The organism is Ancylobacter lacus (genome assembly GCF_018390635.1).
Taxonomy (GTDB): Bacteria; Pseudomonadota; Alphaproteobacteria; order Rhizobiales; family Xanthobacteraceae; genus Ancylobacter; species Ancylobacter lacus.
Map to the genome: position 1 here is coordinate 25,198 of NZ_JAHBGE010000044.1, position 12,010 is coordinate 37,207.

13 protein-coding genes are annotated in these 12,010 nt (G+C 68.4%); 7 read left to right on the forward strand and 6 right to left on the reverse strand.

Features of this window, described 5'->3' with window-relative positions:
* Positions 1-22: 22 nt before the first annotated feature.
* A complete protein-coding gene (locus KHC27_RS09065) occupies positions 23-991 on the reverse strand; it encodes a tripartite tricarboxylate transporter substrate binding protein (RefSeq protein ID WP_213338116.1) in 969 nt (322 codons plus the stop codon).
* Positions 992-1,334: 343 nt separating this feature from the next.
* On the opposite strand from KHC27_RS09065, the gene KHC27_RS09070 reads away from it, so the two are divergent.
* From KHC27_RS09070 to KHC27_RS09095, 6 genes are all read left to right on the forward strand, one after another.
* Positions 1,335-2,435, forward strand: coding sequence for an ABC transporter ATP-binding protein (locus tag KHC27_RS09070; protein WP_213338117.1), 1,101 nt, complete (start codon positions 1,335-1,337; stop codon positions 2,433-2,435).
* Between the two features lie 99 nt (positions 2,436-2,534).
* Positions 2,535-3,845 carry an ABC transporter substrate-binding protein gene (locus KHC27_RS09075; protein WP_213338119.1) on the forward strand — a complete coding sequence of 437 codons (1,311 nt, stop codon included), beginning with the start codon at positions 2,535-2,537 and terminating at the stop codon, positions 3,843-3,845.
* Positions 3,846-3,932: 87 nt separating this feature from the next.
* Positions 3,933-4,784 carry an ABC transporter permease gene (locus tag KHC27_RS09080; RefSeq protein ID WP_213338121.1) on the forward strand — a complete coding sequence of 284 codons (852 nt, stop codon included), beginning with the start codon at positions 3,933-3,935 and terminating at the stop codon, positions 4,782-4,784.
* Positions 4,785-4,797: 13 nt separating this feature from the next.
* Positions 4,798-5,628 (forward strand): ABC transporter permease, encoded by an 831-nt coding sequence (locus KHC27_RS09085; protein WP_213338129.1) that lies wholly within the window; start codon positions 4,798-4,800, stop codon positions 5,626-5,628.
* A 108-nt stretch (positions 5,629-5,736) separates the two neighbouring features.
* Positions 5,737-6,498: a Crp/Fnr family transcriptional regulator gene (locus KHC27_RS09090; protein WP_213338131.1), complete on the forward strand. Its 762-nt coding sequence runs from the start codon at positions 5,737-5,739 to the stop codon at positions 6,496-6,498.
* Positions 6,498-6,836 carry a hypothetical protein gene (locus KHC27_RS09095; protein WP_213338138.1) on the forward strand — a complete coding sequence of 113 codons (339 nt, stop codon included), beginning with the start codon at positions 6,498-6,500 and terminating at the stop codon, positions 6,834-6,836. The genes KHC27_RS09090 and KHC27_RS09095 overlap by 1 nt, the downstream gene beginning before the upstream one ends.
* A gap of 30 nt (positions 6,837-6,866) precedes the next feature.
* On the opposite strand, the gene KHC27_RS09100 is transcribed toward KHC27_RS09095, so the two are convergent.
* The 5 genes from KHC27_RS09100 to KHC27_RS09120 all read right to left on the reverse strand — a co-directional run bounded on the left by KHC27_RS09100 (position 6,867) and on the right by KHC27_RS09120 (position 11,206).
* The gene (locus KHC27_RS09100) at positions 6,867-7,091 is read right to left on the reverse strand and encodes a hypothetical protein (RefSeq protein WP_213338140.1); all 225 of its coding nucleotides are present in this window, start codon (positions 7,089-7,091) and stop codon (positions 6,867-6,869) included.
* Between the two features lie 244 nt (positions 7,092-7,335).
* Positions 7,336-8,520, reverse strand: coding sequence for a mechanosensitive ion channel family protein (locus tag KHC27_RS09105; protein ID WP_213338142.1), 1,185 nt, complete (start codon positions 8,518-8,520; stop codon positions 7,336-7,338).
* Positions 8,521-9,090: 570 nt separating this feature from the next.
* On the reverse strand, positions 9,091-9,723 hold the full coding sequence (locus KHC27_RS09110; protein WP_213338144.1) for a TPM domain-containing protein: 633 nt from the start codon (positions 9,721-9,723) through the stop codon (positions 9,091-9,093).
* Positions 9,724-9,732: 9 nt separating this feature from the next.
* Positions 9,733-10,581 carry a TPM domain-containing protein gene (locus KHC27_RS09115; protein ID WP_213338146.1) on the reverse strand — a complete coding sequence of 283 codons (849 nt, stop codon included), beginning with the start codon at positions 10,579-10,581 and terminating at the stop codon, positions 9,733-9,735.
* 10 nt (positions 10,582-10,591) lie between these two features.
* Entirely contained in the window at positions 10,592-11,206 is a 615-nt protein-coding gene (locus KHC27_RS09120) for a LemA family protein (protein ID WP_213338148.1), read from the reverse strand.
* A 236-nt stretch (positions 11,207-11,442) separates the two neighbouring features.
* Here KHC27_RS09120 and KHC27_RS09125 point away from each other — a divergent pair, with 236 nt between their 5' ends.
* Positions 11,443-11,979: a DUF4142 domain-containing protein gene (locus KHC27_RS09125; RefSeq protein WP_213338150.1), complete on the forward strand. Its 537-nt coding sequence runs from the start codon at positions 11,443-11,445 to the stop codon at positions 11,977-11,979.
* The last annotated feature ends 31 nt before the right edge of the window (positions 11,980-12,010 follow it).

Here is a 12,010-nt window from a genome sequence, read left to right on the forward strand (position 1 = left end):
CCTCGGAGCCGGCCCCGCCGGTTCAGTCGATCTGCGCGCCGGAGGCCTTCACCACCGGCGCCCACTTCGCCAGCTCCGCCGTCACATGGGCGGCCAGCTCCTCCGGGGTGGAGCCGACCACGGTGGCGCTGAAATCGGCCAGCTTGGCCTGCACGGCGGGATCGGCCAGCGCGCCGTCGGCGGCCTTGTTCAGCTTGGCCACCACCTCCGGCGGGGTGCCTGCCGGGGCGAACAGGGCGTTCCACGTATAGGTCTCGTAGCCCGGCAGGGTCTCGGCGATGGCCGGCACGTCGGGGAAGGAGGGCGCCCGCTTCGCCGTGGTCACCCCCAGCGCCCGCAGCTTGCCGGTCTTGATGTGGTCGGCGGAGGAGGGCAGGTTGTCGAACATGATCGGCACCTGGCCGGACAGCACGTCGATCAGCGCCGGGCCGGCGCCCTTGTAGGGGATGTGCTGCATGTCGACCCCGGCCATGGCCTTGAACAGCTCGCCGGAGAGATGCAGCGGGGTGCCGTTGCCGGAGGAGGCGTAGCTGTACTTGTCCGGGTTGGCCTTCAGCAGGGCGATCAGCTCGGGAACCGTCTTCGCCTCGAAATTCGGGTTCACCACCAGCACGTTCGGCACGATGACCAGCAGCGACACCGGGGCGAAGCTCTTCACCGGGTCGTAGGGCATCTTCTTGTAGAGCGCCGGGTTGATCGCGTGGGTGGCGACGGTGCCCATGAGGATCGTGTAGCCGTCCGGCTCGGCCTTGGCGACCGCCGCGGCGCCGAGATTGCCGCCCGCGCCGCCGCGATTGTCCACCACCACCGACTGGCCGAGCTCCTGGCTCATGCGCTGGGCGATCAGCCGGCCGACCAGATCGGTCGAGCCGCCGGCGGCGAAGGGGATGACGAGGGTGATGGGGCGCGCAGGAAAATCCTGCGCCCCGGCGGGGCCGGCGGCCAAGGCGAGCGCGGCGCCGAACGCGGCCGCGAGCAGGGAACGAAGCATGGCGGAATCTCCCGGTGTGCCAGAGGGCGGGTGGCATCTTCTCGTGTGTGCCGTAACGTGAAGGTGGGCCAACCGGGTCCTCGGCTCAATGCCCCCTTCGCCGGGGGGCGGCATTCTCCGGCGGGTTCTGCGGGAAGCCGGCGGGAGCGCTGCCGATTGTATGCGATGTTGACGCGCGGCGTATGCAGTCTGCGCAGCAATGCGGCGCCGTGCCCAAAAGCTGAGCGGCCGTCCGGTCGGGTGCGGCCCGCCATTACCGCAACCGCCGCCTGCGGGGCGGTCCGGCGTCTGGCATATGGCTTGCGTAGTACGGTCCGATGGGCGGTCGAGGATGCAGGTGCCGATGAGCAAGGGCGCGGACATCGAGCTTGTGGGCGTCACCAAGCGCTATGGCGCGGCGCTGGCGGTGGACGACATCGCGCTGAAGATTCCGGCCGGCACCTATTGCTGCCTGCTGGGCCCCTCGGGCTGCGGCAAGACGACGACGCTGCGGATGATCGCCGGCCATGAATCGGTGAGCGAGGGCAATATCCGGCTCGGCGCCGCCGTCGTCACCGACCTGCCGCCCGCCAAGCGCGGCACCGCGATGATGTTCCAGAGCTACGCGCTGTTTCCCCATCTCGACATCGTCGACAATGTCGCCTTCTCGCTGAAGATGAAGGGGGCGGACAAGGCGGGCCGGCGCGCCCGGGCGCTGGAGATGCTGAAGCTGGTGCAGATGGACCATCTGGCCGACCGCCGGCCGGCCCAGCTTTCCGGCGGCCAGCAGCAGCGCGTGGCGCTGGCCCGCGCCCTCATCACCGACCCGCAGGTCCTTTTGCTCGACGAGCCGCTCTCCGCGCTGGACCCCTTCCTCAAGATCCGGGTGCGGCAGGAGCTGAAGAAGCTGCAGCTCCAGCTCGGCATCTCCTTCATCCACGTCACCCACAGCCAGGAGGAGGCGATGGCGCTGTCCGACCTGGTGGTGGTGATGAATGGCGGGCGCATCGAGCAGGCGGCGGCCCCGCGCGAGGTGTTCAACCGGCCGGCCACCGCCTTCGTCGCCCGCTTCATGGGCGACCACAACGTGCTCACCGGCCGCGTCACCGAGGTGACGGCGGACAGCGTGCGGTTCGAGGTGCCGGGCGGGGCGTCCTTCGTGGCGCCGGCGGCGTCGCTGGCCGGCCCCACCGAGCCCGGCGCGCCGATCGCGATCGCGGTGCGCACCGACCGGGTGCGGCTGGCCGACACCGCCCCGGCCGGCTGCGGCCTCACCGGGCTGGTGCAGAACATCGAGTATCACGGCCAGAAGGTGCAGCTCGCCCTCGCCGCGCCGGGGGTCGAGGAGTTCGCGGTGCAGGTGCCGGAGACCGCCTTCTTCGAGAAGCCGCTCAGCGTCGGCGACGCCGTGCCGCTCGCCTGGACCGCGCAGGACGTCCACATCCTGAGGCCGCCCGCCGCGTGACGTGCCGTTCACCGGCCGCGTAAGCCGCGGCCCTGCTTTCTCCGCCGCGCCAGCGCGGCCCGCCAACCCTCAGAACATGTCAATCTCGGGAGACCAGCGATGAGCACGAAGATCGAGCCGGGCAAGACCGGCAGCAAGCCGGCCGGCGGCCTCAGCCGGCGTTCGCTGCTGAAGGGCGCGGCGGCGGCGGGCGGCCTTGCGGCGGGTGGCGGCGTGGTCACCGGCTTCCCCACCATCTGGGCGCAGAACCCGATCACGCTGCGCCAGTTCGGCACCGGCGTCTCGAACCTCAACGCCATCGCCGAGAAGTGCAAGGCCGATCTCGGCATCACCCTGCAGATGACCGCGCTCGATTCCGACGCGGTGTCGCAGCGCGTGGTGACCCAGGCCAACAGCTTCGACATCGCCGATATCGAATACTGGATCTGCAAGAAGGTGTTCCCGGCCGGCACGCTGCAGCCGATGGACGTCTCCAAGATCAAGTATTACGATCAGATCGTCCCGATCTTCACCACCGGCAAGCTGACCCCCACCTCGAAGATTGCGCAGGGCACCGCCCCCAGCACGGTCGGCTTCGTCGAGGGCCCGGACTCCAAGAAGTTCGCCTCCGCCCCGACCCAGTGGATGACGCTGATCCCCACCATCTACAACGCCGACACGCTCGGCATCCGCCCCGATCTGGTGGGACGGCCGATCAAGAACTGGAAGGACATCCTGGACCCCGCCTTCAAGGGCAAGACCTCGATCCTCAACATCCCGTCCATCGGCATCATGGACGCGGCGATGATCTGCGAGAGCGCGGGCCTCATCAAATATGCCGACAAGGGCAACATGACCAAGCAGGAGATCGACTTCACCATCGATTTCCTGATCAAGACCAAGAAGGCCGGGCAGTTCCGCGCGTTCTGGAAGACCTTCGACGAGAGCGTGAACCTGATGGCCTCCGGCGAGGTGGTGATCCAGTCGATGTGGTCGCCGGCGGTGGCGGCGGTGCGCTCCAAGGGCATTCCCTGCGTGTACCAGCCGCTCGAGGAAGGCTACCGCGCCTGGGGCGGCGGCCTCGGCATCGCCAAGCACCTGAAGGGCGCCGAGCTGGACGCGGCTTATGAATACATCAACTGGTACCTCTCCGGCTGGGTCGGCGCCTATCTCAACCGGCAGGGCTACTATTCCGCCGTGCTCTCCACCGCCGAGAAGAACATGACGCCCGACGAGTGGGCGTTCTGGATGCTCGGCCAGCCGGCCAAGGCCGACATCCTCTCGCCCGAGGGCAAGGTGATGTACACCGCCGGCGCGGTGCGCGACGGCGGCTCCTTCGAGCAGCGCATGGGCGCGGTGGCCTGCTGGAACTCGGTGATGGACGAGGACCGCTACATGGTCCGCCGCTGGAACGAGTTCATCGCCGCGTGAGGCGACAGGCGGGGGGCGGCGCCCCCCCGCTCCGCCCGGCGCGGAAGGCCCAGCCCGATCGCCGCAGCCCCGACCCAGGAACCCCGCATGACGCTTTCCCGGATCACGCCCTATCTCCAGGCGAGCCCGCTGGCGCTGATCCTGCTGGCGTTCCTGGTGCTGCCCATCGCCACCATCGTGATGGTGAGCTTCTGGGACTATGATTCCATCCAGATCTTCCCGGCCTTCGTCTTCACCAATTACGAGGAGACCATCTCCTCGCCGGTGACCTGGAACACCTATCTCAACACGCTGAAATACACCGTCATCGTGTGGGGACTGACGCTCTTCATCGGCTTCTGGGTGGCGTATTATCTCGCTTTCCACATCCGCTCGGCCACCATGCAGATGGTGCTGTTCCTGGTGTGCACGGTGCCGTTCCTCACCTCGAACATCATCCGCATGATCTCGTGGATTCCGTTCCTCGGCCGCAACGGTCTGCTGAACCAGACCTTCATGGCGATGGGCCTGATCCACCAGCCGCTCGAATTCCTGCTGTTCTCGGACTTCGCGGTGGTGCTGGCGATGGTGCACCTCTACACGCTGTTCATGGTGACGCCGATCTTCAACACGCTGATGCGGATCGACCGGGCGCTGATCGAGGCGGCGCGCGACGCCGGCGCCAATGGCTGGCAGATCCTCACCAACGTCATCATTCCCCTCGCCAAGCCCGGCATCGCCATCGGCTCCATCTTCGTCGTCACGCTGGTGATGGGCGATTTCATCACGGTGCGCTTCATGTCGGGCGGGCAGTCGGCCTCGGTGGGGCTGATGATGTCGAACCAGATCGCGCTGCTGCAATATCCCGCCGCGGCGGCGAACGCGGTGATCCTGCTGGTGATCGTGCTGCTGCTGGTCGCCGCGATCCTGCGGATCGTCAACATCCGCAAAGAGCTCTGAGGGAGGAACGGCCATGGATGGCGAGCGCCGCGGGCCCGGCTTTTGGGTGCTGACCGTCTTCTTCGTGCTGTTCGTGCTGTTCCTCTACGGGCCGCTGTCGACCATCTTCATCCTGTCGTTCCAGGGGCCGAATGGCGGGCTCACCTTCCCGATGAACGGCAGCTCGGTGCACTGGTTCCGCAACCTGCTGTTCGAGCAGCAGGCGGTGGGCGATTTCGGCGGCGCCTTCACCCGCTCGCTGCTGCTGGGGCTGATGACCATGGCGGCGACGGTGGTGGTGTCGCTGCTGGCGGGGCTCGCCTTCCGCCGCCGCTTCCTCGGCTCGGGGCCGCTGTTCTATCTCGCCATCGCCAGCCTGATCGTGCCCTCCATCCTCATCTCGCTCGGCATCGGCCTTGCCTTCCAGGTGCTGGGGCTGAACCCGGCCTGGTATTCCTCCGGCTTCGGCGCCCATCTCACCTGGACCCTGCCGTTCGGCCTGCTGATCATGTTCGCGGTCTTCAACCGCTTCAACCCCGCCTATGAGGAGGCGGCGCGCGACCTCGGCGCCACGCCGTGGCAGACCTTCGTGCATGTCGTGCTGCCGATCATCCTGCCGAGCCTGATCGGCGTCGGGCTGTTCGGCTTCACCCTGTCCTATGACGAGTTCGCCCGCACCCTGATGACCGCCGGCAGCTTCAACACCCTGCCGCTCGAGATCTACGGCATGACCACCAACGTCACGACGCCGGTGCTCTATGCGCTGGGCACGGTGACGACCGGGTTTTCTCTCGCCATCATCCTGCTCGCGCTGGTCACCATCGCGGTTCTACGCCGGCGCCGCGCCCGCCGGCTGGTAACCTGACGGCCATGCCGGCGGGAACCTCGCCAACCCCTCGTCGTTAGAACGGTACCGTTGCACGTAGGTGGCGAACCTCGCCGCCGGCGCGCGCCGACGTTCGAGACGAGATAAATGGCCGATTCATCTGCATTCGCCCTGCACCGGCCGGAGCTGCTGCCTGCGCTCCGGCGGGGCGAGGAAAAGATCTCCCGGCTGTTCGACCGGCGCCTGCGCCGTCTGGCGGCGGGCGACACGATCGTGCGGGAGGAAGAGAACCATGACTACGCCTATCGCCTGAAGCGCGGCTGGGCCGGGCGCGTGCGCACCCTGCCCGACGGCCGCAGCCAGATCATCCTGGTGTTCCTGCCGGGCGACCTGTTCGCGGTGAAGAGCATGTTCGTCACCCGCCACCCCGACGTCGTGCGTGCCCTGTCCGACTGCGAGATCGAGCAGGTCGACCAGCGCGTGCTGCGCGACGCCTTCGAACAGGATTCGGACGTCGCGACCCGCTGCACCTGGCAGGTGATCGAGGAGGAGCGGCGGCTGCACAATTCGGTGGTCGGGCTCGGCCGCGGTGCCGCCGACGAGCGGCTGGCCGCGCTTTTCCTGGAGTTCCGCGGCCGTCTCGTCCGGGCCGGCGTCCTCGACGAGAAGGCGCTGAGCTATGAGCTGCCGATGACGCAGGAACAGCTCGGCGATCTCGCCGGCCTGTCCACCGTGCACGTCAACCGGGTGCTGCGGGCCTTCCGCGGCAACGGCCTCGTGGTGTTCCGCGGTCGAACCGTCATCATCAACGATTTCGAGGCGCTCGTCCGGCTGGCCTACCCGCTGTTCGATACGTTCGAGCAGTCGCAGCCGGAATTCGTGGCGGGGCATGCGCGGGTCTTTTCCTGATGCGCCGTGCCGCCAGACCCTTCTTTCGGCCGCCGGGCCGCAGCGCCATCCCGGACCGGCCGATCGATGTCGCGTCCTACCAGGCCTCGGCCCAGGCCGCGCTGATGATGATCGAGAGCCTCACGCTCGCGCTGATCGACCACCGCGTCCTTTCCCGCGAGGCGGTGGTGGATGCGGTGGAGATGGTCATCGAGGCCAAGCGCGGCCTCAACGAGGAGGGCGAGAATTCGGAGATCGCGGAAAAGGCGATCGGCCTGCTCAGCACGCTGGCCAACAGCCTCGCCGCGGCCAGCTTCCGCCAACACGACCTCGACGATTCCGGCGGCGCGGCGAACTGAACCGGGCGGCGTCCCCGCCGCCCGCGCCGGTCACACCAGCCCGAGCCGGCGCGCCTGCGCCTCGGCGTAGTCCTGCCCCGCCTCGATGATGCGCCAGGCCGGGTCCGGCCCGCCATAGACCGCGATCAGCGGCCCCGGGCTCACGGCGCGGCGGCCCCACACGTCAGTCGCGATGGAAAAGATGAGTTCATGACCCTGCCGGTGGCGGATGCGCAGCTGCGCCCGGCTGAAGCTGACCAACTCGAAATCACTCATGACCGCCACCTGACGCACGTCGCATGCGGCCCGCCCTTTCAGGTGTGGCCGCTTCCACGGCGGGGTAGCCGGAGTGCAGAGAACCGCTGGACCTCGCCCTCGTTCCCGCTGTTGCGGCAGTTGCACGCGAAACCGCCCAGAGAGGCGCGGTTTCGCCTTCACATCGCCGTGAGTGCGCCGGTGATCCCCACCATCTTCCCATGTGCCAGCGCCTCCTTTCGCTCGCCGGTATCGGCCACGGCGTTCAGCCGTGGCGGGAGGTGGCGAGCGTGCGCGGCGCGGGCGCGGGGGCCGCTTCGTCGGGCGCGCCGTTGCTGCCGGGGCGCACGGGCATCAAAGCGGGGGCGTCCGGGCGCGGGCCGAGTTCCGCCCGCAGCCGCGGCAGCGCGCCGGGGTGCTTCTTCTGCAGGAAGGCGATGACCTTTTCCCGCATCTCGCAGCGCAGGTCGAAGGCCCGGCCGGAATTGGTGGCGCTGACGAGGATGCGGACTTCCATCACGTTCTCGCGGAAATCGGTGACCTGGACATTCACCACCTTGCGGTCCCACAGCGGCGAGCGCGACGCGATGGTCTCGACCTCCTTGCGCAGCACGTCGACCGGCACGGAATAATCGACATAGAGCATCACCGTGCCGATGAGCGCGGCGCCCTCGCGGGTCCAGTTCTGGAAGGGCTGCTCGATGAAGTAGCTGAGCGGCAGGATGAGGCGGCGCCAGTCCCAGATGCGGATGACGACATAGGTGGAGGTGATCTCCTCCACATTGCCCCATTCGCCTTCGACCAGCAGCGCGTCGTCGATGCGGATCGGCTGGGTGATGGCGAGCTGGATGCCGGCGAACAGGTTCTTCAGCACCGGCTGAAGCGCCAGGCCGAGCACGATGCCCGCGACGCCGGCCGAGGCCAGCAGCGACACCCCGTACTGGCGCACGCTCTCGAACGTCATGAGCATGGCGGCGAGCGCCACGATGACGATGAGCGTCGTCACCACCCGCCGCAGGATGCGGGTCTGCGTCACATGCTTGCGCGCGAGCAGGTTGTCCTCGGCGTCGAGCTTGAAGCGCCGCAGATACACCGTCACCCAGATGTGGACCGCGGTGTGCGCGAACCACGCCATGAGGAAGATGAAGGAGATGGTGAGAAGCTGGCGGACGATGTCCGCCTCGCGCGCATTCAGCGGGGCGACTCCGGCAGCGAAGGCCAGCGCGAGGATCATCGCCGCCATCCGCGTCGGTCCCGCCGTGCGCGACACCAGCGAACGCCAGAACAGATCCATGTCCTTGACGAGCCGGGTGACGAAGCGAAACGCGATGGTGTGAAGCAGCCGTGCCAGCAGCACGGCCACCGTCATCACCAGCAGGCTCACCGCCCATGAGGGCAGCCAGTCCAGCGTCCGCTCGACCTCACGAACGGAGGCTTGCAGTCTCTCCATGGTTCATCGCTTCCACACGTTGCGCCCGAGGGACGTAACGGTGGCGCGGGAGAACTGTTCCGCGCTGCACTATAAATGCTGCGTTGCAGTAGAACATCAGAAGTAACGCCGCGGCAGTACCCGGCTTGACGGCGTGCGCCACAGCCAGATCAGCAGCAAGACGCTGGGCAGATAAGCGGCGATCACAATACCGAGAAGGGCAGTCATGGCGTATCTCCCGAAAGAACGCCACCTTCTTGTCGTTTAATCTGTCATATCTCACCCGGTTCCGCCTTGTCCAAGATCAAAAGGAATAATCTTGCGTCAGAAGGACTGACCCATCGCGAAATTGCAGGCGTTTTGCCGCCGATCGGGGCAAAATGACGCTGCTGCGGGCCTCTGGCGGATTCCGCGTCGGGTTTGTGAAGGTTCTGCGCCGGCCTGCGCTGGCGCGGCCGCTGCGAAAAAGGTGGTTTCAGGGCTGCGGTTGGCGGTATCGGGAGCGGGGACGTTCGTTTTTCCCGCCTTTTCCGCGCGAATCACCGTGCGGAACATCCCACCGACCGGGGCCGGCGCGGCGGCCGGCCCGGGCTACAGGATGATGACCCGGTCCGACAGTTCGTTGTGGTCGTCCGGCCGGGGCGGGCAGCAGGTGGCGAGCACGCGGGCGGCCTCGCGGATGCCGTCGCACAGCCCGTCCGCCACGCGGCCCTGCCGCATGCCGCCGAGAACGGCGGCGCACACCTCGCCCCAGGCCTCATGCCCGACAATGGCGTGGACTCCCTCATCCGCCACGACCTCCACCCGGCGGTGATGGGTCGCCAGCAGGATGAGCACGCCGGTGCGCTCGCGCGTCTCGCGCATGCCGCTCGACAGGAAGTGGTCCACCGCGGCGGCGCGGGTGGCGGTCTCCACCGCCGCGCGCGGCACCGTCCACGTCCCGAGTGGCGTGAAAACCAGCAGCGCCCCCAGCGCGACGAAGGTGAGGGCCTGGATGGAAAGCAGCGCCGGCAGCGGCAGCGCCGTCATCATCGCCAGCGGCCACGGCACCACCAGCGCCACCAGCGTGGCGCAGAGCAGGGCGTGGAAGGCGGGCGTCACCAGCGGCCGGGTCGTGATGACCACCCGTATCTCCCCGCCGGTGCGGGCCTCGGCGGCGCGGATGGCCGCCATCACCGCGGCGTGGCCGGAGGCAGACAGCGGGGCATCGAAGGGCTCGATCATCGCGTGCGCTCACCAGCTTCCCGAGGCGCCGCCGCCACCGGAGGAGCCGCCGCCGCCGGAAAACCCGCCGCCGCCGCTGCCCGACCAGCCCCCGCGAGAGCCGCCGCCGCGCGACCAGTCCCAGCTCGTGATGCCGCCGGGCAGCGCCGCGCCGCGCCCGGCCCGACGGAGCCCGCGACCGCTGCGGGCGCGGTAGAACACGAACAGCCCGAAGGCGACCAGCACGAGGAGAAAGACGAGGTTTCCCCAGTCGTCGGCGGCCATGGGCGAGGCCGGCACCGCCTGTGCCCGGCGCCTGGCCTCCTCGCGATCGAGCGAGAGGATTTCGACCAGCGCATCCGTGCCCTTCACGATCCCGCCGGACACGTCGCCCTTGCGGAAGGCGGGCACGATGGCTGTCTGGATGATGGTGCTCGACACCGCGTCGGTGACGATGCCCTCGAGGCCGTAGCCCACCTCGATGCGCACCCGCCGCTCATTCGGCGCGACCAGCAGGAGAACGCCGTTATTGGCGCTCTTCTGGCCGAGCCGCCAGGCGCGGAACAGCCGGTTGGCGTAGTCCTCCACCGAGGTGCCCTGCAGCGAGGGCACGGTGGCCACCACGAGCTGGTCGCCGCTCGCCTTCTCCAGCGCGGCGAGGCGCTGCTCGAGACCCGCCTGCACGGTGGCGTCGATGATGTCGGCGGCGTCCACCACCCGCCCCGTCAGCGGGGGAAAGGTGAGCGCCGCCAGCGCCGGCGCCATCAGCGCCAGCAGCAGGCACAGCGCGGCCGCGAGGCGGCGCGCGACCGGCCGCGGGAGGGCGGAGGCCGGATGGCCGGCCGCGGGCGGGCAGGGGACGGTGAGGCGCGCGGCCATCGGCGGTCACTCAGTTGAACTTGACCTGCGGCGCCTTCATCTGCTCGTCGGTGATGGTGAAGGTCGCCATGGGCTTGCTGGAGCGGTAGAGGGTGGAGGCCCACAGCACGCCGGGGAAGGTGCGCAGCTCGGTGTTGTAGGCCCGCACCGCCTCGATGTAGTCGCGGCGCGCCACCGCGATGCGGTTCTCGGTGCCCTCGATCTGCGATTGCAGGGCGAGGAAGTTCTGGTTGGACTTGAGGTCGGGATAGGCCTCGCTCACCGCGATGAGCCGGCCGAGCGCGCCGGAAAGCTGGGCCTGCGCCTCCTGGAACCGCTGGAACTGCGCGGGGTCGGTGATGGTGGCGGCGTCCACCTTCACCGAGGTGGCGGCGGCGCGGGCCTGCGTCACCTGTGTCAGCACGTCCTTTTCCTGCTGGGCATAGCCCTTCACGGTCTCCACCAGATTGGGAATCAGCTCGGCGCGGCGCTGATACTGGTTGAGCACCTCGCTCCACGCCGCCTTGGCCTTTTCTTCCTCGGTGGGAATGGTGTTCACGCCGCAGGCCGCGACGTTCAGCGCCAGCAGGGCGGCGAGGGCGGGGCCGCGCAGGCGGCGCAGCAGAAGGCTCGACGACGAGGGCATGGCGGGCTCCGTGGCGTGCCGAAGGTGGCGAGGCCCCGCTTTATACGGTTTCGCCCCGGCGGCGGCCACCGCCCGCCGCGGGTGCATTCCTCAAGAAAATACCTTAATAGTATTTGATGCTATTCCAGCTTATCAAATGATATTATTTGGGTGTTTGCGGTAAATCATTGTGCTGAACGTTTCGAGGGGGAACCGCGGGGGTCACCCCCTGTTGTTCCGGCAACAGGAGATCGCCCATGCAACGCCGCATGTTGATGGCCGGCGCGGCGGGGCTCGCCAGCCTCACCCTCGCGCCGCGCAGTTTCGCCCAGCCCGCACCGGAAGCCCAGCCCCCACCCGAAGCTACGGCCGCGCCCTCGGCACCGCCGGCTGAGGAGCGTGCGCTCGCCATCCTCATGGCGGGCAGCTTCGCCACCGCCAGCAGCGAGCTGGTCCTGAAGCGCAGCCGCGACGCGGCGGTGCGGGGCTTTGCCCGGCTGGAAATGGCGGAGCAGGCGGCCATCGCCCGCGCCTTTGGCAGCCGGCCGGGACGCGAGGGGCTGATGGCCCAGCACGAAATCCTGATCAACAAACTCACCCTGGCCGATGACGCGGCCTTCGACCTGCTTTATCTGGAGGGCCAGATCGCGGGGCACGAAGCGTCGCTGCGCGATCACCGCGCCTACGCCCGCACCGGAAATCAGCCTATGGCCCGCGGCGCCGCCATGGTTGCGGTTCCCGGCATCGAAACCCATCTGGCCCTGCTGGCGACGCTGTCGCGGAAGACCGAATAACCCGAGGTGGCACCGGCGCGCGGCGTGGTGC

Excerpts from the sequence above, each read along its gene's own strand:
- KHC27_RS09065 (WP_213338116.1), bottom strand. The coding sequence starts at position 991 with ATGCTTCGTTCCCTGCTCGCGGCCGCGTTCGGCGCCGCGCTCGCCTTG.
- KHC27_RS09080 (WP_213338121.1), top strand. The coding sequence starts at position 3,933 with ATGACGCTTTCCCGGATCACGCCCTATCTCCAGGCGAGCCCGCTGGCG.
- KHC27_RS09115 (WP_213338146.1), bottom strand. The coding sequence starts at position 10,581 with ATGGCCGCGCGCCTCACCGTCCCCTGCCCGCCCGCGGCCGGCCATCCG.
- KHC27_RS09120 (WP_213338148.1), bottom strand. The coding sequence starts at position 11,206 with ATGCCCTCGTCGTCGAGCCTTCTGCTGCGCCGCCTGCGCGGCCCCGCC.
- KHC27_RS09070 (WP_213338117.1), top strand. The coding sequence starts at position 1,335 with ATGAGCAAGGGCGCGGACATCGAGCTTGTGGGCGTCACCAAGCGCTAT.
- KHC27_RS09105 (WP_213338142.1), bottom strand. The coding sequence starts at position 8,520 with ATGGAGAGACTGCAAGCCTCCGTTCGTGAGGTCGAGCGGACGCTGGAC.
- KHC27_RS09125 (WP_213338150.1), top strand. The coding sequence starts at position 11,443 with ATGCAACGCCGCATGTTGATGGCCGGCGCGGCGGGGCTCGCCAGCCTC.
- KHC27_RS09090 (WP_213338131.1), top strand. The coding sequence starts at position 5,737 with ATGGCCGATTCATCTGCATTCGCCCTGCACCGGCCGGAGCTGCTGCCT.
- KHC27_RS09095 (WP_213338138.1), top strand. The coding sequence starts at position 6,498 with ATGCGCCGTGCCGCCAGACCCTTCTTTCGGCCGCCGGGCCGCAGCGCC.
- KHC27_RS09075 (WP_213338119.1), top strand. The coding sequence starts at position 2,535 with ATGAGCACGAAGATCGAGCCGGGCAAGACCGGCAGCAAGCCGGCCGGC.
- KHC27_RS09100 (WP_213338140.1), bottom strand. The coding sequence starts at position 7,091 with ATGAGTGATTTCGAGTTGGTCAGCTTCAGCCGGGCGCAGCTGCGCATC.
- KHC27_RS09085 (WP_213338129.1), top strand. The coding sequence starts at position 4,798 with ATGGATGGCGAGCGCCGCGGGCCCGGCTTTTGGGTGCTGACCGTCTTC.
- KHC27_RS09110 (WP_213338144.1), bottom strand. The coding sequence starts at position 9,723 with ATGATCGAGCCCTTCGATGCCCCGCTGTCTGCCTCCGGCCACGCCGCG.